This window comes from Chromatiaceae bacterium (assembly GCA_016714645.1).
Taxonomy (GTDB): Bacteria; Pseudomonadota; Gammaproteobacteria; order Chromatiales; family Chromatiaceae; genus M0108.
The window spans coordinates 383056-406504 of sequence record JADKCI010000001.1 but is presented as its reverse complement, the minus strand read 5'-3'; the positions used below and the strand labels follow the sequence as shown (position 1 = coordinate 406504).

The following is a 23449-nucleotide window of genomic DNA, read 5'->3' as shown; positions in this document are numbered from 1 at the left end:
CGCCCATCCCGCCATGACCCGCTGGCTCTGGCTCTCCCTGCTGGTGGTGGTCCTGGATCAGGCCACCAAATGGCTGGCGGAGGCCTTGCTGTTGCCCTTCCGCCCAGTCACCGTCATGCCCCTGCTCAACTTCACCCTCATGTATAACGAGGGCGCGGCCTTCAGTTTCCTCTCCAATGCCGGCGGCTGGCAGCGCTGGTTCTTCACCGCCTTCGCCCTGGTCATGACCATCGCCCTGGTCATCTGGCTCACGCGCCTGGCCCAGGGCGAGCGGACCACCGCCGCCGCCCTGGCGCTGGTCATCGGCGGCGCCATCGGCAATCTGATCGACCGGGTACTCACCGGGCGCGTGGTCGATTTCATCGACTTTTACGTCGGCACCTGGCACTGGCCCGCCTTCAACGTCGCCGACAGCGCCATCACCCTCGGTATCATCCTGCTGCTGGTCACCGGTTTCCGCGAAGAATTCAAGCATAACGATGACCAAACGCAAGGTATACGTTGAAACGTCTGTTATCAGTTACCTGACGGCTCGCCCAAGCAAAAATGTGATTGAGGCCGGACACCAACAAAGCACCTATTTATTTTGGGATAGGCGAAAGGAATTTGAACTTTCCGCCTCGGAACTGGTTTTGACAGAATGCGCCGCTGGTGATCCAGAGGCGGCAAGCAAACGACTTGCCGCGTTACATGGCATCCCTCTACTTGAAATCACGCTCCAAAGCATCGAGATTGCCAAGGAATTGGTAGCAACCGACATAGTTCCGGCGAAAGCAAGCGAAGACGCATTGCATATTTCGATAGCAACTGTTCATTTCGTAGACTATTTGTTGACCTGGAACTGTAGGCACATCGCCAATCCTGAAATTCAGGCTCGAATTGCTGAAAATTTCAGGGGTAAAGGTTTATTATTGCCGTTTATTTGCACACCTGAAGAACTCATGGGAGGCGAAGATGAGTGATAGTATTATCCAAGAGGTTCGTGCCATTCGTGAACAACACGCCGCCAGCCTGGATTATGATTTAGATCGAATTTTTGCCGACTTAAAAGCCCGGCAGGATAAACACGCCGAGGAAGGATGGGTTATTATCCCGCCACCTGCGAGTGCGCCGCCAGAGCCTGGCTTAGCGTTACACCGGACGCGTTTCGCTCGCCGCTGAATGTAGGCGCCAGAGACAATTCAGCCATGGCGAGCCATGAACCTAAGTGTATTCAATGGATACGACAAGGCGCGGAATGGGTTGCCGCGCAAACCGCCAAGGTCCTGCCTCGGGATAGAGTGGCCTTGCCTGATCCCAACCCTGAGATATCGACCATGCGCCTGAGTCCCCTCCTGTTGCTACCCCTGGCCCTGGTTACCCTGATCGCGGCGGCGGGCCAGCCCCTGACCCTGCTCCATTTCAACGACTTCCACGGGCAACTGGAGCCCTACGCGGACCAGGAGAGCGGCAAGGTCCTCGGGGGGATCGCTCGCCTCGCGGGCCTGGTTGAAGCGATTCGCGCCGAGGACCCAAAGCGGCCGGTGCTGATCCTCTTCGCCGGTGACCTCCTCCAGGGCACCACCACCTCGACCCTCTACCTGGGCCGGCCGGACATCAAGTTGCTGGAGGAAATCGGCGTCAATGCCGCGGCGGTGGGCAACCACGAGGTGGACTTCGGCCAGGATAACCTGCGCAAGCTCGCCAGCATGATCGACTTCCCCCTCCTCGCGGCCAATCTGAGCGCCTCGCCCGACCCCCTGCCGGTGCAACCCTTCGCCCTCTTCCACCCGGATGGCGGACCGCGGGTGGCGGTACTCGGCCTCACGACCGAGGAACTGGTCACCGCCAGCCACCCGCGCAACGTCCTGGGCCTCAGCGTCAGCGATCCGCTGGCCGTGGCGCAAGCGCTGGTGCCGGAGCTCGACGCCCAATCCGACCTGCTGATCATCCTCTCCCACCTGGGGCTGGCGGGGGACCGGCGCCTGGCCCAGGGCGTGGCCGGGGTGGATCTGATCATCGGCGGACACAACCACTTCCGCTTCGATCAGCCCGTGGAAGAAAACGAGGTCCTGATTGTCCAGGCCGGCGAGCGGGGCGCCTACCTGGGGCGTCTGGACCTGGAGGTGGAAAAGGATCGCCTGCTGAAGTGGGACTATCGGCTGATCCCGGTGGACGACCAAGCGCCGGTGGACCCCAGGATCGCGGCCAAGGTGGAGCGGCTGGTAGCCCGGGCGGACCAGGAACTGCTGGCCGTGGTGGGACGCGCCGGTCGGGAGCTGAGCGCCCAGCGGGAATTGATTCGCGTGAGCGAGGCCCCCTTTGGCAACCTGGTGGCGGATCTGGCGCGGGAGTATAGCGGGGCGCAGGTCGCCCTCTTCAACGCCGGCGGCTTCCGCGCCAGTATCCCCGCCGGAGAGGTGCGGCTGAAGGAGATCTACCAGGCCTTCCCCTTCCGCAACGAACTGGTGACCGGGGTGCTGACCGGGGCGGAGCTCCAGGCCGCCCTGGATTACAGTGCCGGACTCGACCCCGCCGACCACCCCGGCGGCTTCCTCCAGGTCTCCGGGGTACGGCTGCGCATCCAAGGGGGCAAGGCGCTGGATGTGACCCTGAACGGCCAGCCCCTGGATCCCGCGGCCGACTACTCCTTGGTGGTCCCGGACTTCCTGGCCGCGGGGGGCGACGGCTACGGGATGCTGGCCGGGCTGCGCCACCCGGTCAACAGCGGGCAACTCATCTCCGACCTGCTGGTGGCCGCCTTCCGCCGCCAGGGTGAGCTGGATGCCACCCTGGACGGGCGGATCGAGCGTCATTGAGCGTGAGGAACCTGAGAGCGCAACCCATGACAGCGAGACCGAAATCCAGCGGAGGCGCCACCACCGGCTACTGGGTCAAGCGAACAGGGGCTAACAAGCGGGGCGGGGAGTAAGGAGGGGACCCGAATCCGCCCTTGAGCGAATTCGGGGAGGGATCATCAATCGATGTTGCCCTTCTGGTGCTGGTCGTAGAGGTAACCGCCCAAGGCACCCACACCCGCGCCAATCAGGGCGCCGGCGCCGGCCTGGGCACTCAGGGAACCGATGAGGGCACCGCCCGCCGCACCCATGAGGGCGGCGCTACCGGCCCGCTCGCCCGTGGTGGTGCCACAGCCGGTCAGGGACAGGGCCGAAAGGGCCAGGATGGAAACCGTCACAATCTTTTTCATAAAGCTCTCCAAAATCGAGCGATTTCGCGGTGAAATCGCCCCGGGAAGGGGTGGCGCGGCCGCCTTACTTCTTGCAGGGGTACTTGGCCGCCAAGGCACGCATCAGGCCCACGACGGGCTGCTCCGCCATCAGCTTCTTGTCACTGGCCTTCTTCTGGGCCCAGGCCAGAAAGGCGGTACGCCCCTCATCGATGGTGGCGGTCTTGGTATAGCAGAGCAGGGGCTTGAGCTTCTTGCGGTCGGTCACTTCATCGTGGTACTGAACCGTGGCCTCGATGAAGGCCTTGCAGGCGAGGGTCGCCGTCAGATACTCGGGGGCCGTCGCCGGTACCGAACAGACGTGGACCAGGTCCTCGGTGGAGTCAAAGCGGAAATCCGCGTCCGTAACCGCCAGGGCGGACGAGGACATGAGCCCCGTCAGGGCGGCAACGGCGAAAGAACGGCTCAGGAGCCTGGTTTTAGCACTCATAGGAATACTCTCGTGGGTGGGTGAATCCGGCGGGCCGGGTGGCGCGCCGGGCAAAGGGGACGGAGATAAAGAGACGGGATTATCGGCCCGCGACCATCGCTAGTCCAGCCTGCCGACCGGCTCGGCTCGGGCTCGTCTGGATTCCGGACATCAAAAAGAACTTTTCAGGCCCTCGCACTGCCGGTCCGCCACGCCCGCGCTCCTCGGCGCACTACCTAAGTGTCCTATCCCCAGGGGGGATACCCGCCCCAAGGCGAACGTCCCGAGACGGATCCCCTTGCCCTCCCTCCGGGCCGCATCACCTACCCTCAGTCGTCATTGATCAGTGTCCCCTGCCCCCGGCGATCCGCCAGGGTCGCGCCGCTGGGGGCGCTGAGATTGACGAAGAAGGTCTCATCGGCCTCCAGCCTGGCGTCGCCGGTCACCAGGACCGTGATCGGCCTGCTGGTCTGGCCGGCGCTAAGGGTTAAGGTGCCGCTCCGGCTGGCATAGTCCCGATCCGCCGTGGTAGCCGTGCCGTTGGCCGTGGCATATTTGACGCTGATGGTGACGTTGCTCTTGGCATTCAAGGTCACGTTGAAGGTGAAGCGAGGATTGACGCCCGTGCCCTCCGCCTGGCTCAGGTCGCTGATGCGCAGCGAGAGTGGGACAAAGGTAGCGGTGACCCTGGCCGCGGCGGTCATGGGGACCTGACAGGTCCAGGCCGTGCCCGCACACCCCGCGCCGCTCCAGCCGGCGAATCCCGACCCGGCAGAGGGCTGGGCGGTTAGCGTGACGAGGGCGCCGTGGTCGAAGAAGGCGGAACAGGCCGGGCCGCAGTCGATACCCGCAGGGCTACTGGTCACGATGCCCTGGCCCGTGCCCCGCTTGGTGACCGTGAGGGCATAGGTCTTAAGTTCAAAGGTAGCGGAGACCGTCTCGGCGGTCGTCAGGCTCACCGTGCAAGTCTCCGTCCCGGAGCAGCCGCCACCACTCCAACCCGTGAAGAGACTGGTGGGCGCGGGTGTTGCGGTCAGGGTGACCGGGGTGCCGTGGCTATAAGGCCAGCTACAAGCGGTGCCACAGTCGATGCCAGCGGGTACGCTGAGGATGGTGCCCGCGCCCGTGCCGGCCTTGGTGACCGTGAGGGGATAGGTCTTGAGATTGAAGATGGCGGCGACGCCCTGAATCTGGGACATAGTGACCTCGCAGGTGGGATCAATCCCAGTGCAGGGTCCGGTCCAGCCCGCGAAAGTCGCAGTGGTAGCCGGCGTGGCGGTCAGGGTCACGCGGGTATTGGCGACATAGTCCTCTGCGCAGTCCGTCCCGCATTGAATACCCGCCGGGGCACTGGTGACGGTGCCGCCACCACTGCCGGCGACAAAAACATAAAGACGGTAAAGCTTTGGGTCGAAGGTCGCGGTACAAGACCGGTTCACGTCCAGCAGGGGATTGGGGCAAGCCGCATCCCCGGACCAACCCACGAAAGTCGAAACCACATCCGGGGTGGCGGTCAGTTGCACCCTTTCACCCAAGTAGAAAGGGGCCTGACAGGCCACACCGCAGTCAATACCCGCGGGGTTGGAGGTGACGAGACCGCCTCCTAAACCCTGCCTTGCCACTGTGAGCTGGCGGACGGCGGCGAAGGTGGCGGTGCAGCTTGCATGGGTCGACATCGTGACCTGGCCATCCGCGCAGTCGGCATCCCCGCCCCAGCCCTCGAAGACCGAGTTGCCATCGGTCGGCGTGGCGGTCAGGGTCACCACTGTGTCGAGGTCAAAGGCCTGGAAACAATCACTGCCGCAGGCAATGCCCGTTGGGGCACTGGTGACGGTGCCGCCGCCCGTGCCCGCCCGGGCGAGTGACAGGATGGCCTTAGGGTCGCTACCATCGTCGAATTCGTAGGCGCCGATATCCACGGACTCGCCCAAGACGCGCGGGGTGCCATCGAGATCGAAATCGGGGAGATCCGGGGTCGCGGGATAGCCGGTGTCGATCATGGGCGAGGCCGGCATCAGGTGCAGGTCGCCCGAGGTGGCATCGACAAAGAGGGGGTCCACCTTATCCAGGTTGCTGGCGTCCAGATAGATCGGGGTGCCGACCCGGAATCCTATCGTAGGGGTCCAATCAAAATTGTTGGCAAATAAGGTTACTTGGGAGGCTAGCGAGTTTTCGATATCAAAGTCCGCACCCAAATTCCATGCGGCCTGGTTTTGCCAGAAAAGATTGTTATAGAGCGCCACCCAGCTTTGGGTTGCGGGGCCTCGGAAGCTAACTGATATACCACCGCCTGGCCCTGCAACATTGCCTTGGAGGGTGTTGTTGGTGAGCGTGGCGGTCGTGGCGGACAGATACATGCCGCCTCCACGGGTATAGCTGCCTCCGTAGCCAGCCGTATTGCCCGAGAGGGTGTTGTTGGTGAGCGTGGCGGTCGTGGCTATCAGATACACGCCGCCGCCGGTGCCGCCGTAGTGGCTGTCGGCTGTATTGCCCGAGAGGGTGTTGTTGGTGAGCGTGGCGGTCGTGGCTTCCAGAAACACGCCGCCGCCGGCGCCGCCGGATTGGCCGGCGGCCGTATTGCCCGAGAGGGTGTTATTGGTGAGCGTGGCGGTCATGGCGTACAGATACACCCCCCCGCCGGTGCCGCTGTGGTACGCCGCATTGCCCGTGATGGTGTTGTTGGTGAGCGTGGCGGTGGTCGCGCCGATAGAGATTCCACCGCCGCCGTAGTTGGTCGCATTGCCCGAAATGTCATTGTTGTTGAGCATGGCGGTCGTGGCGTAGAGGGACACGCCGCCACCGCCCAAATTATCACGAATGTGATTATTTTCGACCGCCACCTCCCCACCACCGCCGTTGCTCGCGGACAGCCCACCCACCCCATTGCGAATAGTCAGCCCTTCAATCCAGAAATTCGCCGGTAAGGCTCCCGCCGAGAGTTGTAGAACCAAGCCGGTATGATTGTTGCCATCCAGCATGGTATTGGTCGGGTCCAGCGTCCGCGTTGAGCAGCCCGGCGTGTACCCTCCTCGCAGGGACAGCGCCTGCGCCTCGGTGCTGGTATAGACGAAATTGCCGACATAGGTGCCCTGGACGATCTGGACCTCGTCGTCCTGGCCGTTAGCGGCGGCAACAATCAGGGCGTTCTGCAGTGAGACCGCAGTGTTGACGCAGAAGGTGGCCGCGCTGACGGGGGCCTGGAAGCCCAGGAGGGCGAGGGCGCCCACCAGCAAGGCGGGCAGCAGATGACGGGGTTTCATCAGGGCGGGATCTCTGGTAGCCGAGTCCTGGTCGGCCCTGACTTGGCGGCCTGGGTCAGGGATCCGCATCAGCCCAGGGGGAGGGCTCTAGGTGGCGCTGATACTAGGATAAGCAGGCGGTGATTGCCAGCCATCAGGGCCCATCCAACTTATGCCGACCCCTGCCGGCCGTTGCGGTATCGCGGGCTGGACCGGACAGGGTGCCGGGCATCAAAAGCAACTTTTCAGCCCCTGGGCCAGGTCGGGGGGACTCAGGTTCAGGCCCTGATCCTCCCGCGGCCGGCGATTCTCCCCGGCGATGGCATCGGGCGCCTCACGCCGATCGGGATCCAGAACCGAGACCAGCCACCGACGGGGAAGCGAGGAATTCATGTCAGCCACAACTTGCAAATTGAAGTCATTCGGCGAAAAATGTCTGCTATGACTGACATAATACGCTTGCTTGATGAGCTTGGCCCCTTGCTACGCGCGCGCCGTCTCGAGCTCGGCCTGTCGAAAAAGGAGCTCGCCCAGCGGGCCGGCAAGGTGCGTGAAGTAATTTACCGCCTTGAGCGCGGGGAAGATGTCACCCTCTCCTCCCTGATGGCGGTGCTCGGGGCGCTGGGACTCGCCATGCGGCTGGAAAAAGCCGGTTTACCGACGATGCAGGAAGTGGCCGCCCGATTCGGGCTGGATGAGGATGACGAGGATGCTGCCTGAAAAAATCCCGCTGCTGGAGGTGGCCATTGGCGACAACCTCGGCGCTGGTCAGTTACTGAGGACATCCATCTACGAATTCAGGTACCTGTCACCCGCTCGGCACCAGCCCTCCGTGGCCCTGCTGATGCCCGCCAGCACCCAGCTCACCTGGCGGGATGGCGACCTCTTCCCGAGCATGGATCAGAACCTGCCCGAGGGCGACCTCTTTATGCGCATCCGGGCCCTGTTCCCCAAACAGCCGCCCACGCCCATGCACCTGCTGGCGCTCATCGGCCGCAATGGCATCGGCCGTCTGGGTTACAAGCTGCCGGAGCAGCCACCGACCGCGCCCGCGCCGCCGATCTCCAGGGCTGAACTGCTGAATCTGCCCTTTACCCCCCAGGTCTTTGCCGAGCTGATCCGCGCCTATCTGAGCACGGGTGCCGGGATCGCCGGCGTGCAGCCCAAGATCATGGTTCCCGATCGCGCCACGGTGCCCATGCCATCGCTGATCGTCAAAGCCGCCGGACCCTCGTATCCAGAGCTCGCGGCCAACGAATATCTATGTCTGAGCGCCGCCCGGAAAGCCGGCATCGCAACCCCCGGATTCGCCCTGTCCAACGATGGCCAACTGCTGGTGCTCGATCGCTTCGACCTCATTGATCGGAATGACGGAAGCATCGAACGGCTCGGATTCGAGGACATCGCCGCGCTCGCTGGCCTGCGGGTCCGGGACACCCTGTCTGATCGCAAATATCAGGGCAGCTATCAAGCCATCGCCGAGCTGCTCAAACAACTCCAACTGCCACGGGAGAACCTGCGCCGCTTCTTCGAGCAGGTCGCCTTTTCGGTGATGGTGCGCAATGGGGATGCCCACCTGAAGAACTTTGGGCTCCTCTATCGCTCGGCCAGCGACGCCTGGCTGGCGCCTATGTTCGATGTCGTCACCACGGCCATCTACCGCTACACCCGCTACGAAGGCGGACCCGAGCTGGAAGACCGGACTATGGCCCTCAAACTGCTCCGAGGCAGGCACCAAACCAGATCCTACCCGACCCACACGGAGCTCCTGTCGTTCGGTCGGCGTCTTTGCGGCGTCGCCAACCCCGAGGCCATCATTCAGAGCATCGCCCAAGCCATGAGCGAGACGCTGGACCAGTCAAGACAAGACGCACGCATCTCATCGACCCTGCATTCGGCCATCGGCGCGGTCTGGGAAGACGGTCTGAAACACGCAAGGTCAACCTAACCTGCCTGGCCAGAGGCATCCGAAACCTCTCGGGGGTTCGGCAATGCCGACGAACATGAAATCAAATGGCGCTGGTGGAGCCGCCCTAGCGCCTGGAACTATACGCCGGTGCGGACCCGCCGGCCCGCCGGGCATCAGAAGCAGGTCGGCAGTCCCTGGGCCAGGTCGGGGTGACTCAGGTTGACGCCCAGTTCCTCCCGCAGCCGGCGATTACTCAGGCGCCGGGATTCGGCCAGATAGGACATCATGCCCGGGGACAGGAGCCCCGCGGCCTCGCTGAGCGGCACGAGGGGCGGTCGCGGCAGACCGGCGGCGTCGGCGACGCGCAGGAAATAGTCGGTCATGGTGGAGGGATGGCCATCGCAGACGTTATAGACACGGCCCGGCTCGCCGCGCGCCATGGCGGCGACGCAGGCCGCCACCAGGTCGTCGGCGTGAATGCGATTCGACCAGGGTGAATCCTCCTCGCGCGCCAGGGGCAGGCCCTGACGGATGCGCTCCAGGGGCAGGCGGCCTGGCCCATAAATGCCCGCCACTCGCAGAATCACCAGTTCGGCGCCCGCTTCCCGGCTCCAGGCCCGCAGGGTCTCTTCCGCATCCCAGCGCCGTAGGGAGCGATCCGCCACCGGCGCCGGCGGCCGGGTCTCGTCCACCCAGTCCCCGCCGCAATCGCCATAGACCCCGGTGGTACTCAGATAGACGAGGCGGCGGGGATGACCAGCCTGGCGGAAGGAGGCCACCAGGTGCCGGGTCAAGCCATCCTCGACCCCGTCCGGTGGCGGGGGGGCCAGGTGAAACAGCTCCTCGCCCGCCCAGCCCAGGTCATCCAGCGGATCCCTGGTCAGATCCCGGGCCAGGGCCTGGATGCCCGTTACGGCCAGGGCCAGACGGCTGGCCTCGCTCCGCGTCACGGCGGTGACGGGATAACCTTGATCCCGATAAGCGCGCGCCAACCGTTGGCCGATATAGCCGCAGCCCAGTATCCACATGGCATCATTCTCTCTCTCGCCAGTCCGGCCACGCCGGATTCTGGCCGGGAGTTTATTGCAATTAGGGCCTACTGGGCGCATCTTTTCCCACCAATCGGGCACCGGTCACACCGTCGCCCCGCCCTTAGCTCCTACTCCAACGAGGCCCAGCGCGCCATGACCTTCGACATCCAGACGCAACCCAGCGGCCGCCATTTCCAGGCCGAGGCGGGCGAGACCCTGCTGGAGGCGGCCCTGCGCCAGGGCATGGTCCTGCCCTACGGCTGCCGTGGCGGCCAGTGTGGCTCTTGCCTGGCCACCCTGATCGCGGGGCGGGTGGCCTACCCCAGCGGTAACATCCAGGCCCTGGCAGGCCGCGAGCCCAGCGCCTGCCTCGTCTGCCAGGCCGTGCCCGAGAGCGATCTGGTCCTGGGCGTCACCGAGATCCGGGGCGCCGCCGAGATCGAGGTGCGCACCCTGCCCTGCCGGGTGGTGGACAAGGAGGCCCTGAACCACGACGTGGTGCGGCTGCACCTCAAGCTGCCGGAAAACCAGCGCCTGCCCTTCCTGGCCGGTCAGTACCTGGACTTCCTGCTGGAGGGCGGCAAGCGGCGCGCCTTTTCCATCGCCAACGCCCCTCATGACGACGCCCTCATTGAATTACATGTGCGCCATGTCCCCGGCGGCCAATTCACCAGCTTCATCTTCGACGCCCTGGCGGAGAAGGCCGTCCTGCGTATCCAGGCCCCCCTGGGCACCTTCACCCTGCGCGAGGACTCGGATCGCCCCATCATTCTGATGGCCGGCGGCACGGGCTTCGCCCCCATCAAGGGCATCATCGAACACGCCTTGTACCTGGGCATCAGCCGCCCGATGCACCTCTACTGGGGCGCGCGCCAGCAGGAAGATCTCTACTTGCCGGAACTGCCCAGCCAGTGGGCCCGGGATCACGACCATTTCCGCTACACGCCGGTCCTGTCGGAACCCGACCCGGACTGGACGGGCCGTACCGGTTACGTCCACCAGGCCGTACTGGCCGACCACCCGGACATGAGCCCCTTTGACGTCTATCTGGCCGGCCCGCCCATCATGGTCGAGAGCGGCAGCAACGCCTTCGCCGCCGCCGGGCTTGGGCGGGAGCACATGTTTTCCGACGCCTTCGAGTACGCCAAGCCCACCTAAGTAGCCTGGGCCCGGCCAGCCGCGAGGCCAGGCCAGTGCCCTCCTGTCCCGGCCCGGCGCGAAATTTACCGCGCCGTGCGTATAATCGTTATCATTAACAAGCCGCTCCGGGCGCGCGCAACCTTATTACCGCATCCCAACTGGAATATCCGTGGCCACGACCCTAACCTTCGAACACCCGCTCAACGAACGCACCCGCATCCAGATGCGGCTCGAACACCTGTTCGAAAAGCTGGCCTACCTCCAGCCCCAGGACAACCCCTGGGCCTCGCGGGCCCTGGTCGAGACCCTGCTGGACATTGCCACCATCAGTTCCCGCGCCGACATCAAGACCGAACTCATCAAAGAGCTCGACCGTCAGGCCGCCACCCTGGATCGCGTCCGCGACAAACCGGGCGTCAGCCGCAAGGCCCTGGAGGGTTTCCTCGCCGAAATCAACACCGCTGTCGAGGGCCTGCGCAACCTGGAGCGCCCCATCGGCCAGCGCATCCGCGAGAACGAATTTCTCAAGGGCGTCGCCCAACGCGGCAGCCTCCCCGGCGGCACCTGCGGCTTCGACCTGCCCCAGTACTATCACTGGCTGGCCCGGCCCGTGCGCGAGCGTGACCAGCAGATCGCCCTCTGGACCGAGGACCTGGCGCCCGTCAGGGCCGCCATCCACCTGCTGCTCGACTTCATTCGCCGCAGCGGCGCCCCGCGCCGGGTCATGGCCCACGAAGGGCTCTATCAGGAGTCCCTGGAATCCCCCGCCCCGGCCCAGTTGATCCGCATCGCGGTGGAGGCCGACCCCTCCCTCTTCCCCGAAATCAGCGGCCACAAGAACCGCTTCGCCATCCGCTTCCTGCGCGGCGGCGTCGAGGAAGCCCCGGAGCCGATCCGCGACGACCTGGAATTCAGCCTGACCTGCTGCGTGCTCTAAGGGCCCCGGGCGGGAAGCGTCATGACCGAGACCCGGGTACCCTGTCCCCATTGCGGCGCGTCCGTCCCCTGGACCGCCGCCTCCCCCTGGCGGCCCTTTTGCAGCGAGCGCTGCCGCCTCATCGATCTGGGCGCCTGGTTCGACGAGGGCCACCGCATCCCCACCGCGCTGGAGGATGACCCCGATGCAGCACCGCTGGGGTCGCCACAGGCTTGGGAAAGCAACTAGGACAGCTACCCCGGCGCACGCTCACACTGACCAGAGGCCGCGGATCGCCGCGATACCTTGGGCACCCCGATCGATAGCCCGATCCAGATCCCCCGGACCCAGACCGCCCAGGGCATAGACCGGCAGCCTGGCGGCCTCCACCAGGACCGCGAACGCCTCCCAGCCGAGATGAGGTGCCCCAGGATGAGGTGACTTGGGCATGATGGGCGAGAGCAGGGCATAGTCCAGCCCTAAATCCGCCGCCCGCGCCAGATCCGCCGCCCCGTGACAGGAAGCCCCCACCAGGCCCCAGTCGCGCGGGCGCTCGCTGAGTCCCGCCAGGTGCTGGCCGGTCAGATGCAGACCATCGCCGGCCAGCCCCCGCGCCCGGGCCGGATCACGGTTCAGCAGCAACCGCGCCCCCTGCCGCTGGCAGAGAACCCCGGCCGCGATCGCCAGGCCGGCGTAGTCCGCGTCCGCCAAGCCGTGGGCCCGCAGTTGCACCAGCCGCACCCCGCCCGCCAGCGACCGCGCCAACCGCGCCAGGAACACCGCCGGCTCCGCCGGGTCATCCCCAGTGACGAGATAGCAGGATGGTAGCCGCAGGGCGGTGATGATGGGCCGGTCGGCGGCGGGAAAGACGCCGGGGTCCAGATCCTCCGGATGCCGCCAGGCCAGGGGCTGACCCTCCCGACCCACCGGTTCCCCCGCGAAGGCCGTCACCCGATGCACCTCCAGCACGACCCGCCGGTCGCCATAGTCGTGAGGAACGCGGATCAGGGGCCGCGTGGCCAGGACCCGAATCCCCAGCTCCTCCTCCAGTTCCCGCGCCAACCCCCGGAGTGGCATCTCCCCCGGTTCCAGCTTGCCGCCCGGGAATTCCCAGAGCCCGCCCTGATGCACCCCCAGGGGCCGCCGGGCGATCAGCACCCGCCCCTGGGCATCCTGGAGAGCACCGGCAACGACATGGATCAGGCTCATGGCGGCGGGACCTCTTGGTGGGTTAGCCATTGTGTGATGGAATGACGGTCGCCTTGCAGTTACCCGCTGCACAGGGTGAAAATCAGAATATTCGCTTATTTCATTGCGAGGGACATCCGGATGATCGCCCATCACGCCCTGGTCCTCAATCTCCACCAGCCGCCCGGCAACCTGCAGGCCCTGCTCGACGAGGGTAACTGGGAGGCAACGGAGATTCTCTACGCCCTGGACCGCATACCACGCAGTCTTTGGGGTTACGAGGACCTGGCACGGGTCCATCTGTCCCTGTCCGGCACCCTGCTGGAGACCCTGTCGGACCCGACCTTCCAGGAACGGGTCTATGGCACCGTGGATTGCGGCGCCCTGCTGTGGCAGTTCCAGAACCAGGACCTGTTCGAGATCCTCGGCACCGGCTATTACCACCCGGTGTTGCCTCTGACCCCCGAATCCGACCGGCCCCTGCACCTGAAGCGCTGGCTGGACATCGCCCGGCATCTCTTCTGGCGGCCCGCCTTCCAGGGCTTCTGGCCGCCGGAGATGGGCTTTTCGATGGAACTTATCCCCCTGCTGCGGGCCCATGGCTATCGCTATGTCCTGGTGGATAGCGAGCACGTCAAGCCGATCACCCCCATGAAATGGCACGAGTTGCGTTACCGGCCCCACATCGCCCGCTACCAGGGCGCCGAGATCCTGGTCATCGTCCGCGACCGCGACCTATCCAACGCCCAGGAGTCCGGCATGGAGCTGGACTGGTTCATCAAGGAGGTGGAGGAGCGCACCCAGTGGTGCGACTTCCCGCCCCTGGTGACCACCTGCACCGACGGTGAGAACGGCGGCTGGTTTCGCAACACCACCCCCGGCGCCAACTTCTGGAGCGCCTTCTATCTCCCCCTGCTGGAGCGGGTGCGCGCCGGCCGGTCGCCCGTGGCGCCAACCTTCATCTCCAACTACCTGAACGCCTATGGCCCCATGGGCGAGGTCTCGGTCGAAACCGGGGCCTGGAACACCGGCTGGCACGATGGCCGCGACTTCCTCCAATGGACCGGCTCCAGCACCCAGAAGGCCTCCCTAGCGGCCCTGCTCACCCAGAACCGCGCCCTGGATGCCACCCGCGCCCGGGTCCGGGAGTTGGGGCTGGAACAGGATGGCGCCCTGGCGCGCGACCTGGAGGAGGCCACCTGGCGGCTGCTGCGGGCGGAGACCAGTTGTAATTTCTACTGGGGCGAGGCCTGGGTGGACCGGTCCGAGGCCGATCTCCTGGTCTCCCGTCAGGCCCTGGAGCGGGTCAGGGGGCACTTGCCGGAGCCGCCCGCCAGCCCGGCTCCCGCCGAGCCACCCGCCCCGCCGGACCCCGATGCCCTGGCGGGGGTCTCGGCCTCCCCCACAGCCGCCGCCCCATCCGACCCCACTCCCACCCCCTCAACCCTAACGGAAGGTTCCCAACCGTGAATCCGCTTCCCGAAACGATCGAAGGCGTCCCCAATGTCTCTGGCCGCGAGGCCGACGTCGCGCAAACCCTGGCCGCCGGCGCCACCAAAACCCTCTTCCGCGACCGGGGGGGCATCGACTTCGGCCGGGTCCGCGCCGCCTCCGCCATCGCCCTGCACATGCACCAGCCCCTGATCCCCGCCGGTGGCGGCGGCCTGCGCACCGCCGCCCTCATCGGCAATCTCCAGCATATGATGGAGAACCAGGGCTTTGGCGATAACCACAATGCCCCCGTCTTCGCCTGGTGCTACAAGCGCATGGGCGAATTCATCCCGCAATTGATCGGGGAGGGCAAGTCGCCGCGGGTCATGCTGGAATACTCCGGCACCCTCTTTCACGGCCTGCGCCAGATGGGCCGGGGCGATGTCCTCGACGCCCTCAAGGGCGTCACCTGCAACCCGGACTACCACTGGGCGGTGGAATGGCTCGGCATGCCCTGGGGCCACGCCGTCGCCCCCTCTACGCCGGTGCAGGACTTCCGCCTGCATGTCCGCGCCTGGCAGCACCACTTTGCCGCCCTCTTCGGCTGGGAGGCCCTGGAGCGGGTGCGCGGCTTCTCCCCCAGCGAGATGGCCTTGCCCAACCACCCGGATCTGGCCTACGAGTTCGTCAAGACCCTGCGGGATTGTGGCTACCAGTGGGTCCTGGTCCAGGAGCACACCGTCGAGCAGCCGGCGAACGGCCGCCACCCCGAGCGCCCGCACCTGCCCCATCGCCTGGTCTGCACCAACTCCAGGGGCGAGACCGCCGACATCATCGCCATCGTCAAGACCCAGGGCTCGGACACCAAGCTGGTGGCCCAGATGCAGCCCTGGTACGAGGCCCAGGGCCTCAACCGCCTGGAGCTGGCCGGCCGCTCGGTACCGCCCCTCGTCACCCAGATTGCCGACGGCGAGAACGGCGGCGTCATGATGAATGAGTTTCCCTCCAAGTACCTGGAGGTGGTACGCGCCGCGAGCGGCTCCCCCGTGCCGCTGCTGAACGCCAGCGAGTATCTGGAGCACCTCTTCGCCCTGGGCATCCGTCCCGCCGACCTGCCGGTGGTCCAGCCCCTCTTTCAGGGCAAGATCTGGGAGCGGATGCAGCCCGGCGACGGCCCCCAGCGCCTGGCCAGCGTCATCGAGGAGCTCAAGCGCGCCGACCATCGCTTCCACATGGAGGGCGGGAGCTGGACCAGCGACCTCTCCTGGGTGCGCGGCTATGACAATGTCCTCGGCCCCATGGAAGAGGCCAGCGCCCTCTTCAACGAAAAGGTCCTCCGGCCCGGCCTGCCCAGCGAGCAACAGCGCTATCGCAACGCCCTCTTTCATCTCATGTCCTCCCAGACCAGTTGCTTCCGCTACTGGGGCCAGGGCCTCTGGACCGACTATGGCCGGGAGATCTGCCGGCGGACGGAGGAAATACTGCGTAATGACTTTCGCTGATGGCAAACAGTAGCCAAGCCGGCCCTGGCCAAGGTTGAGGGCGTACTGAAATCGAACGGGTGGATCGTGATTGTGAATCCAGCCGGACCCCACCATGTTGCGATGCGAATGGGATCGCTCATAGCCGCGAAGACTTCCAAAGGAGTGGCAGTGAGAATTCAGGATCTTGAGTCGGAGCGGGTCGCGACTGGTTCCATTCTGAGGCTATCATGGGATGGTGTGGGCTTCGGTGGCGCTTAACGCTTGAAATCACCGGCGGCCGCAGGCCGTCCGGTGGATTGAATTGTTATCCGCGTTTTACGGCACCGAACGCAGCGAAGCACGAATTTTTATGCAGCAGGTCGACAGTAGAGAATCCAACGGAACGCAGTAAATCAAGTTGGTAGGTGACAGGACGCGGCGAATCCTCGATGTCAATGTACGCGAACACCTTGTCGCGGTATTCAACGTTGCCGATTGAAGTCAGGTATTCACCGTAGCGTTTCCACATCATCTTCTGAACAGCAGGCTGTTCGTGAAATACCAAATCAGTAATCCAAACACTGCCACCGGGTGACAACAAGCGGTATATCTTCTGGAACGCATGAAGCCAGTCCTCGTCATCTCGCAAGTGATGCAGAACCGCCGCAGCAACGATCACGTCGTAGCTGGAATCGGGAAGGTCGGCTGCCCGAAAATCTGCCTGAATAGTGCAGATTGCACCCGAGTTGACCGCCCGGACACGAGTAGCAGCCCGTGTGAGCATAGCTGCGCTGAGATCAAGCAGGTCGACATCAAAGTCGTGGCCAGCAGCTTGACGTAATCGAAGTGTGTTGTTGCCAGCACCGCATCCTATATCGAGAACACGGCGAATCGATTTTGTGGAGGAAACAGCGGCTTCGGTGATGAGCGCCATCGCCAGCGGTGCGTCGATGGTCGCGGCCTGACCGGTTTCGAGCGACGAGAAACGTTCAACGTCGTTGTCGAAACGCGAGCGAATGTCCTCGATCGTCGATTTGCCAGCCAGCGGTGTGTTCATGTTGATTGAAGCGGATAACGTCTGAATTCACCGGCCTGCGCGGCTTTTCGCGCAGGTCCGGTGGAATGATGTGTTATGCCTCTCCTTCAACGTCAATAGCTTCTTACTGTTCTGTGCCTTCTATCGTTGCCAGTGGTTTTCTCCACGCAGATGCGGGTCCTTTTCGTTCAGGTATTGGTTCAAGCATGTTTCTCGCCTTCAGCCTCAGGAACACGTTCTTCATGGTGTTCTCACTTTTGATACCTGTTATGTCACGGGCAATGGTGTTTGTAATTTCTTCGTGATTTTCCATGAACTTCATTACGAGTTCTTCGGGGGAGCCGAGGGCTTCGTGACGTATAACGACCAAAACTGAACTTTCCTTTTCGCGGATGATGGGGGGCTTGAGCCGTAAAGCCTCCATTGCGCGGAATGCTGTATTTAGGCCTTCGCCAACATCTTTATTCGGAGGGTTCGGGAACTTGTTTATCAGACGAACGAGCGAAGGGTTGCGCGCACTTTGCGTGTCCAATATGTTCGTTGGAGTAACGTGGCCAGGAAGTTTCCCGGGATTCTCAATTTCAATGCGGTTGTCGAATATCCGTATTTGCACATCAGCCACAATGCTGTAGTCGCGGTGCAAGACCGCATTTGTAATTACTTCGTGCAGTGCATCTTCTGGATATTCAATATCTTCCAGACCCTCTTCACCAAGTTTCTTGATGCCCTCGACAATCTGCTTAGTTGCGGATACAGCGCTATAAATTAGGTTGTACGAATCGCCTTCAATGGTGAGTGGCGTTCCTTCAAGAAATTCACGTCCGATGTCGTCATCCTTGGTTCTATAACGCATGATCTTTACACTGCTACGTTTCGGCAAGAAAACGGCTGGTTCATCGCAGAAAAGCAGGATGCCGCTCACCCGAGCATGCCCCTCTTTCACTAAGTCTTGATTATTCAGATAGGTTAATGGCTCGCCAGTTGGGATAACGTTTATTAAGAAATTAAGTATTGATATACTGTTTTCAATTCTAGGTAGCGGTATTTCCACCCATTCGTTTTCGAAGGTGACAATTCCTTTGTCCAACTCGAGGCGTTTAAGCTTATCAGTCGTGTCAATTTTCTGTTTTCCTGCATTGACGCGAACAAAAACTTCTCCGGATGAAGACTTGACGATCTCCTTGACCTTCTTAATCGTGATATGAAGAACTAACCCCGGAAAATTCTTATTAGATAGGAATTCAAATCTAATATGATTCCCAAACGCATGTGCTTGAAACAGCACGTGAGAAATATCGTTGGCCTGCTCTGGATCGTCAAATCCATTCCACACTCTTGTGTTCGCATTTTTATCCTCCCCGATTCCAACGTACACATCACCACCTGCAGCATTTGAAAACGCAGAGATGGTCTCTGATAATTTTGCTGGCTTGATTTCACGCGCCTTTATATCGTTGAGATAGTTTTCCTGCGTCGCAATGATCTTGGCAGCTTGTGCATCATCTATTTCGTATACTGGATACATGCAGTTCCTATCGTTTCAAATGAATTTAGCGAAATTATCACTTTTGGATTTTATACCGCCATGGGTGCGGTTGCGTATCCTGTGCAGATGACTCTTGTGAGGCATAACGTTTCGGTTCACCCGACCGCAAAAAGCGGCCAGATGAAGTCATATATTGCCACCGAAAATGCCGCCGCTTTTTGCGGGTCGGCGTGCAACCGATTGTTAGCTGACGCGCTCCACCTCATTCGGATCAATATCCTGTTTGACTTGAACGACTGGATCACCTGTCTTGACGTAGCTTTGCGCCTCATCAAGATCTTCCCATGTCTTCTCGTCCGTTTTCAGTGTCTCGTACTTCGTTACATATTTTGGCGGCATTAGTGCACGACTAAGAAGACCTAATGAGCCAAATGCTTCCAACCCTTGCCCGGTGCCGCCAACATTGATCTTTTCCATCTTGTAAGTTGACGCAATGGCTAGGCGTTCCTGTACTTTAGACACTTTGACACGAACCTTTGGGCGGTCAATCGATCCAAGCACCTCATTGGTATCTGGGTCTCGAATATCCTCTCCCTTGGGATCAAGTACATCGAAATAGATTCCCTCTCGAACACCATGTTCAGAGCCTGCGGCTATGACGATTTCGCGAGAATTGAGAACGCGGGCAACCTTGGATCTAATTAGCTCGTTCACTTTGTTGCCTCCCGATCTCGCGCAGTTGTGAGTTTGCTCCTGAGCTCCGCCACTTCATCTGGAACGATGTCTCTCCAATCCTCTAACGCATCGTCAGCTGTCGCTAACTGCTCTACGACGATCGCTTCGAGCTTTGCAATCGTTATTGTCTCCGAATTCTTGTTTCTCGATGATTCGATTTCTGCTCCCACCCTGGAGAGACTCTCATATAGAGAGATCAATCTCCGAAATGCGGACCTTGCATGCGGTTTGATAATGTCTCGTGCAGCCTCGACGGCTGACTGTTTACCAATATAGAACGACCCCACAAAGCTCAGCGCCAGGGAAATCACCCACAAAAGGGGGTTTTCTAGACTTGTAAGATCTCGATATGCCGACACAACCACGGCCACTACAGCGACTAATATCGCCCCGGCAGCTAGTGCAATTGGTAAGCGGGCGTCGTAAACGCGCATTTGATCTCCCCACTCTTGTTCTAGTCAGCTAACGCTGGCTTAACCCGCAAAGCCCGGAGCGCCCAAAGGGCGTGGAGGGTTTTGTCGGGTTGAAGCCCTCGTTAGAGCACTTATCTAATACTTTTTAAAGAAAGCGCACTAGACGACAGGAGAAGAGCTTTATCAGCATAATGCGATGCGAACTCTTTGGGCGCTCTTGAAGCCATCTGCAGATATTCGGCTGCCAACAAGAGATACTTCGTTGAATAAGGCGACTCCGCTGCGATCTCATTCTCGAGCGCAGTCACCCCAGCCCCTACCATAGACGCAAAGCCGACTTCACGCGCAAGCAGTGAAGCAGCTAAGACTTGCTGAGGCGCTTGTAGTATCTCGCGAACAAGATTCTCAAATCTTTCCATTTCTGGAAATATAGTAAGGGAATCCTCTGTTGCCACACCGCCTATCGTAAGGCGCCTAATTTTCAGGGCAGCCTCTAGGTTTTCATATCCGCCGTAAAGGAGAGCCAACAAAGAAGCCGTGAACTCCTGGTGAGATTCTGGCCTTATCAGAACCAGATACAAACGGTTAGCAATCTCTGAAAGGGTAAGCAAGAACAGGCAAAGGGCATCACCGAATATTGCAACATGTTCCGGTTTTGCTGGGTCAAGCTCGGTACGAATAGCGCGCAGCCTGGCAACCGTCTTTCGACACTGCTCCCCAACGTCTTTTATCGTCCAGAATCCCGACCTTGAAAACCCATGGTAAGGGGTGGTACTAGGATACTTGCTTCCAACCGAAAGAAACTCATCCCAGACATCGACATCCCCGGTAACTGCGCTACCTATATCTGTTGTACCACCCATGCACTGCGCAAGATTCTCCACCTCATTCTCATGGAGTAGAGAGACTCCTAGGTCAGACGCACTGATCCGATGGTCATGGGTAATTTTAACCTTTTGATTTAGAACAACAAACCCATGGGATGTCAACGTTTTCGTCATAACGCCATGTAACCAGAACGCGCGACCAATTGCGGACTCTCGTGCTCCACTTTTACAGTCAAATATAATTCGAGTATGTCGACCTATCGGAGCAGGGGCCACTGAAAGCACATCGACATCTGTCAACATGCTCCTAGACCTCTCTAACCGAGTAGAAGGCTCTATTTCAATTTCAAGCTGGGGCAGCCATCTTTTTGACAGACTAAGCCTTAATGCCATCGCTTTCTGTGCACGATCTTTAAGCATGGGCTATATCCCCTCTAGCAGGAGCTGTTCATACTCGAACCGTTTTTCGTCTGACAGCGTTATTGTCTCCTTGTCCCTCATTACCCTCGCGCTAATGAGAGACTCAACGTACTCCTGTGATCCTGTCATAGCGCTGTGGGCCTCTTTGTCCAAGGAAAGATCTGGCGGTGCATCACCCTGAACGAGGGTATAGGCTATCTGGAGAGCTTCTCTATTCTCCGGCGTATCAATAATTTTCAATTGACGATAACCATTCGTAAGCGGAACCAACTGAGCAATTCGGTAGTCAACCAAGTTCTTATATTGCTCCGAATAATCTGATGTCGGAGCCAACTGAAGTTCGGTTTTTAACCTATACAGGACAGCTCCAGGGCTACGAATTCTGAAACGGTTTGGAAGCAATTGTCCTTGGCGAACTGCCGATACAATTGCTAAGGCGCGCTCATAGACCTCGCGCCTCAGAGGATTCAACTTGACGAACCCAGGTGTCGGAGTGAATATGAATACCGCCTCCCCCGCGTGAGACGTGCTAATCCTTGGAGGTTTGACAGCACCTTCTTGAGCCAACCTTTTTAGAAGCTGTATATCGTCCTGCCCAACTTTTGTGCCACAGATTTCTCCGGTTTTTTCAATAAGTGCAAGCGGCCAACCTTGCGATGCTTGTATGAGTTTTAGAGTTTTCTGAATCCCGGTAGCGCCGCTTTTAGCCACATGATCTATAAATATGTCGGCATTTTCTGAGAAATAAGATGGATTCAGCAGAACAGTTTTCGATCTGGCGCGACGAGAAATCAGGAAGCTGCCTTTCGTTCCAATTTCCACGCTTGCATCAAAAGCCTTTCTGTCTGCGCCCAGCTTGCCAGCTAGAGCGTCAATATTGTGTGGCGCAGCTGCCAAACGATCAACTATCTCAAGGGTCAACAACTCAAATTCGTCCGGTTTAGCTACGGTTTCGAAGTAGTCACCGATTCCGGCGTATAGGTCATCAAAATACGGGACCGTGGGGAGCACTGATTTAATTTTTCTCCCATCCCTTTGTAGCCTAACAAACTCTATCTCAGCTAAAAGCTCCGCTATTCTATCAACCGCCAAACGTGGCACACCGAGCATTGTCGAAGAGATTAGCTTCAGCATTTCATAGTCGATCATCGGCAGCCCCCGAATATGAATGGCGACCTGCACCGCCATCCCTATCTCGGTTATCGACTCGAACCTAGCGACCTCTTTATCACGAACAGCTAATTGAATTTCGTGGCATCGCGCGACGGCTGTCTTCTTATCCATTTCTAAAGATAACGCCTTCTGTTGTTACTGATTTAACACTAGCCAATGTGGATCAGGTGGCTTTCTAACTGCTCTAACAGTGTATTAGACAGATTTCGTAATTATGGTACTAGACAGATTCTGTGTTTGTGATACTAGACAGATTCCGTTTGGTCTGTAAACTTCCCATCGCGAACATACCATCAGCTACCCCGTTCCGCACTATCCCGCAGCCTGTTGCCGAGTGAACCTATCATATGGCAGAAACCCCGTCAACGCGTGAGGAGAAAATCCGCTCCTTTTGGGATTGGTATATCAATAAGCTTCACGAATCAAGCATCAAACCTCCCTTCGACAGATGGATGGTCGTCCGTGCCGAGCAGTACATCGCCGCCCACCCGGATCGTCGTCTGGCCGATCAGACCCCCGCTGACGTGAATGCCTACCTGGCGGACCTGGGCCGGAAGACCGGTCTCAAGGCCTGGCAGTTCCGCCAGGCTGTGGATGCTATACAGAAATTGTTTGAGCTTGTTGGGGTGCACTGGCTTGGCCAGGTGGACTGGGCGCACTGGCGCGATTCGGCACAGGGATTAGAGGCGACGCACCCGACGGTGGCGCGGGACTACCTACCCTTACCCGGAGCCAACGTTGCTGGGGCGGCACCGGACGCCGCAGGAGAAGAGGCCCCCGGCGGGGAGACAACCCTGGCGGCGGTGCGGGCCGCGCATGGCGCACTCTTGGCTCAGGTGACCAAGACGCTGCGGCTGCGGGGCATGGCGATCCGTACCGAACAGACCTACCTCCATTGGATCACGCGCTTCTTCGGCTCTTTGGGGACCTGGGATCCGCTCAGCCAGGGGCCGGCGGCGATTGGCGCCTTTCTGGAAGACTTGGCGCTGGTCCGGAAATTCTCGGCCAGCACCCAAAATCTCGCCCTGAATGCTCTGGTGTTTCTGTATCGCCAGGTGCTGCGGCGCGAGAACTTTGACCTTGGGGAGTTCGCCCGTGCCAAACGGCCGCGGCGCCTACCCACGGTCTTGACTCACGGAGAGATCGCTGCCCTGCTGGCGGCACTATCCGGGACCCACCTGCTGATGGCGGGTTATGACATCCGCACCGTGCAGGAGCTTCTGGGTCATGCGGACGTGTCCACGACCATGATCTACACCCACGTCCTAAATCGCGGCGGTAAAGGGGTGCAAAGCCCGTTGGACGCGTTGGGGTGATAGAGTCAGGTTGGCCATTCGGCCATTCGGCCATTCCGCCATTCCGCCCTTTAGAGGCTGGGGTTATGCCCCCTTTGTCAGCCCGGGGGCT

At 60.9% G+C, this 23449-nt stretch carries 24 protein-coding genes; 12 read left to right on the top strand and 12 right to left on the bottom strand.

Annotation, left to right across the window (positions count from 1 at the left end):
* Positions 1–13: 13 nt before the first annotated feature.
* The 4 genes from IPN92_01910 (at position 14) to IPN92_01895 (ending at position 2798) form a co-directional block, all read left to right on the top strand.
* Positions 14–505, top strand: a complete 492-nt coding sequence (locus IPN92_01910) for a lipoprotein signal peptidase (GenBank protein MBK8637075.1) — start codon at positions 14–16, stop codon at positions 503–505.
* Entirely contained in the window at positions 480–962 is a 483-nt protein-coding gene (locus IPN92_01905) for a type II toxin-antitoxin system VapC family toxin (GenBank protein ID MBK8637074.1), read from the top strand. The genes IPN92_01910 and IPN92_01905 overlap by 26 nt, the downstream gene beginning before the upstream one ends.
* On the top strand, positions 955–1161 hold the full coding sequence (locus tag IPN92_01900; protein MBK8637073.1) for a hypothetical protein: 207 nt from the start codon (positions 955–957) through the stop codon (positions 1159–1161). Before IPN92_01905 ends, IPN92_01900 begins: the two co-directional genes overlap by 8 nt.
* Before the next feature lie 155 nt (positions 1162–1316).
* Positions 1317–2798, top strand: coding sequence for a 5'-nucleotidase C-terminal domain-containing protein (locus tag IPN92_01895; GenBank protein ID MBK8637072.1), 1482 nt, complete (start codon positions 1317–1319; stop codon positions 2796–2798).
* Between the two features lie 158 nt (positions 2799–2956).
* Here IPN92_01895 and IPN92_01890 read toward each other — a convergent pair whose 3' ends face one another.
* The 4 genes from IPN92_01890 to IPN92_01875 form a co-directional block, all read right to left on the bottom strand.
* A complete protein-coding gene (locus tag IPN92_01890; protein MBK8637071.1) occupies positions 2957–3187 on the bottom strand; it encodes a hypothetical protein in 231 nt (76 codons plus the stop codon).
* A gap of 64 nt (positions 3188–3251) precedes the next feature.
* The gene (locus IPN92_01885) at positions 3252–3656 is read right to left on the bottom strand and encodes a hypothetical protein (protein MBK8637070.1); all 405 of its coding nucleotides are present in this window, start codon (positions 3654–3656) and stop codon (positions 3252–3254) included.
* 308 nt (positions 3657–3964) lie between these two features.
* Positions 3965–6895, bottom strand: coding sequence for a right-handed parallel beta-helix repeat-containing protein (locus IPN92_01880; GenBank protein MBK8637069.1), 2931 nt, complete (start codon positions 6893–6895; stop codon positions 3965–3967).
* 210 nt (positions 6896–7105) lie between these two features.
* Positions 7106–7267, bottom strand: coding sequence for a hypothetical protein (locus tag IPN92_01875; protein MBK8637068.1), 162 nt, complete (start codon positions 7265–7267; stop codon positions 7106–7108).
* Between the two features lie 48 nt (positions 7268–7315).
* Here IPN92_01875 and IPN92_01870 point away from each other — a divergent pair, with 48 nt between their 5' ends.
* Together IPN92_01870 and IPN92_01865 are read left to right on the top strand one after the other, a co-directional pair.
* The gene (locus IPN92_01870) at positions 7316–7594 is read left to right on the top strand and encodes a helix-turn-helix domain-containing protein (protein MBK8637067.1); all 279 of its coding nucleotides are present in this window, start codon (positions 7316–7318) and stop codon (positions 7592–7594) included.
* Positions 7584–8822: a type II toxin-antitoxin system HipA family toxin gene (locus IPN92_01865; protein MBK8637066.1), complete on the top strand. Its 1239-nt coding sequence runs from the start codon at positions 7584–7586 to the stop codon at positions 8820–8822. Before IPN92_01870 ends, IPN92_01865 begins: the two co-directional genes overlap by 11 nt.
* Positions 8823–8956: 134 nt before the next feature.
* Here IPN92_01865 and IPN92_01860 read toward each other — a convergent pair whose 3' ends face one another.
* Entirely contained in the window at positions 8957–9811 is an 855-nt protein-coding gene (locus IPN92_01860; protein ID MBK8637065.1) for an SDR family oxidoreductase, read from the bottom strand.
* Positions 9812–9967: 156 nt separating this feature from the next.
* On the opposite strand from IPN92_01860, the gene IPN92_01855 reads away from it, so the two are divergent.
* From IPN92_01855 to IPN92_01845, 3 genes are all read left to right on the top strand, one after another.
* Positions 9968–10972 (top strand): CDP-6-deoxy-delta-3,4-glucoseen reductase, encoded by a 1005-nt coding sequence (locus IPN92_01855; protein ID MBK8637064.1) that lies wholly within the window; start codon positions 9968–9970, stop codon positions 10970–10972.
* 151 nt (positions 10973–11123) lie between these two features.
* Entirely contained in the window at positions 11124–11891 is a 768-nt protein-coding gene (zapD, locus tag IPN92_01850; GenBank protein ID MBK8637063.1) for a cell division protein ZapD, read from the top strand.
* Positions 11892–11912: 21 nt separating this feature from the next.
* Positions 11913–12119 (top strand): DNA gyrase inhibitor YacG, encoded by a 207-nt coding sequence (locus tag IPN92_01845; protein ID MBK8637062.1) that lies wholly within the window; start codon positions 11913–11915, stop codon positions 12117–12119.
* 21 nt (positions 12120–12140) lie between these two features.
* Here IPN92_01845 and IPN92_01840 read toward each other — a convergent pair whose 3' ends face one another.
* Positions 12141–13079 carry a Nudix family hydrolase gene (locus IPN92_01840; protein ID MBK8637061.1) on the bottom strand — a complete coding sequence of 313 codons (939 nt, stop codon included), beginning with the start codon at positions 13077–13079 and terminating at the stop codon, positions 12141–12143.
* Between the two features lie 120 nt (positions 13080–13199).
* Between IPN92_01840 and IPN92_01835 the strand changes: the two genes are divergently transcribed.
* Together IPN92_01835 and IPN92_01830 are read left to right on the top strand one after the other, a co-directional pair.
* Entirely contained in the window at positions 13200–14528 is a 1329-nt protein-coding gene (locus IPN92_01835) for a glycoside hydrolase family 57 (GenBank protein ID MBK8637060.1), read from the top strand.
* Positions 14525–15991 carry a glycosyl hydrolase family 57 gene (locus IPN92_01830; protein ID MBK8637059.1) on the top strand — a complete coding sequence of 489 codons (1467 nt, stop codon included), beginning with the start codon at positions 14525–14527 and terminating at the stop codon, positions 15989–15991. The genes IPN92_01835 and IPN92_01830 overlap by 4 nt, the downstream gene beginning before the upstream one ends.
* Positions 15992–16277: 286 nt before the next feature.
* On the opposite strand, the gene IPN92_01825 is transcribed toward IPN92_01830, so the two are convergent.
* The 6 genes from IPN92_01825 to IPN92_01800 form a co-directional block, all read right to left on the bottom strand.
* Positions 16278–17009, bottom strand: coding sequence for a class I SAM-dependent methyltransferase (locus tag IPN92_01825; protein MBK8637058.1), 732 nt, complete (start codon positions 17007–17009; stop codon positions 16278–16280).
* A gap of 103 nt (positions 17010–17112) precedes the next feature.
* Positions 17113–18513 carry a putative DNA binding domain-containing protein gene (locus IPN92_01820; GenBank protein MBK8637057.1) on the bottom strand — a complete coding sequence of 467 codons (1401 nt, stop codon included), beginning with the start codon at positions 18511–18513 and terminating at the stop codon, positions 17113–17115.
* A gap of 204 nt (positions 18514–18717) precedes the next feature.
* On the bottom strand, positions 18718–19095 hold the full coding sequence (locus tag IPN92_01815) for a hypothetical protein (protein MBK8637056.1): 378 nt from the start codon (positions 19093–19095) through the stop codon (positions 18718–18720).
* Between the two features lie 89 nt (positions 19096–19184).
* Entirely contained in the window at positions 19185–19643 is a 459-nt protein-coding gene (locus IPN92_01810) for a hypothetical protein (GenBank protein MBK8637055.1), read from the bottom strand.
* 110 nt (positions 19644–19753) lie between these two features.
* A complete protein-coding gene (locus IPN92_01805) occupies positions 19754–20869 on the bottom strand; it encodes a hypothetical protein (protein ID MBK8637054.1) in 1116 nt (371 codons plus the stop codon).
* 3 nt (positions 20870–20872) lie between these two features.
* A complete protein-coding gene (locus tag IPN92_01800) occupies positions 20873–22153 on the bottom strand; it encodes a hypothetical protein (protein ID MBK8637053.1) in 1281 nt (426 codons plus the stop codon).
* Between the two features lie 236 nt (positions 22154–22389).
* On the opposite strand from IPN92_01800, the gene IPN92_01795 reads away from it, so the two are divergent.
* The gene (locus IPN92_01795; GenBank protein MBK8637052.1) at positions 22390–23358 is read left to right on the top strand and encodes a phage integrase N-terminal SAM-like domain-containing protein; all 969 of its coding nucleotides are present in this window, start codon (positions 22390–22392) and stop codon (positions 23356–23358) included.
* Positions 23359–23449: the final 91 nt, after the last annotated feature.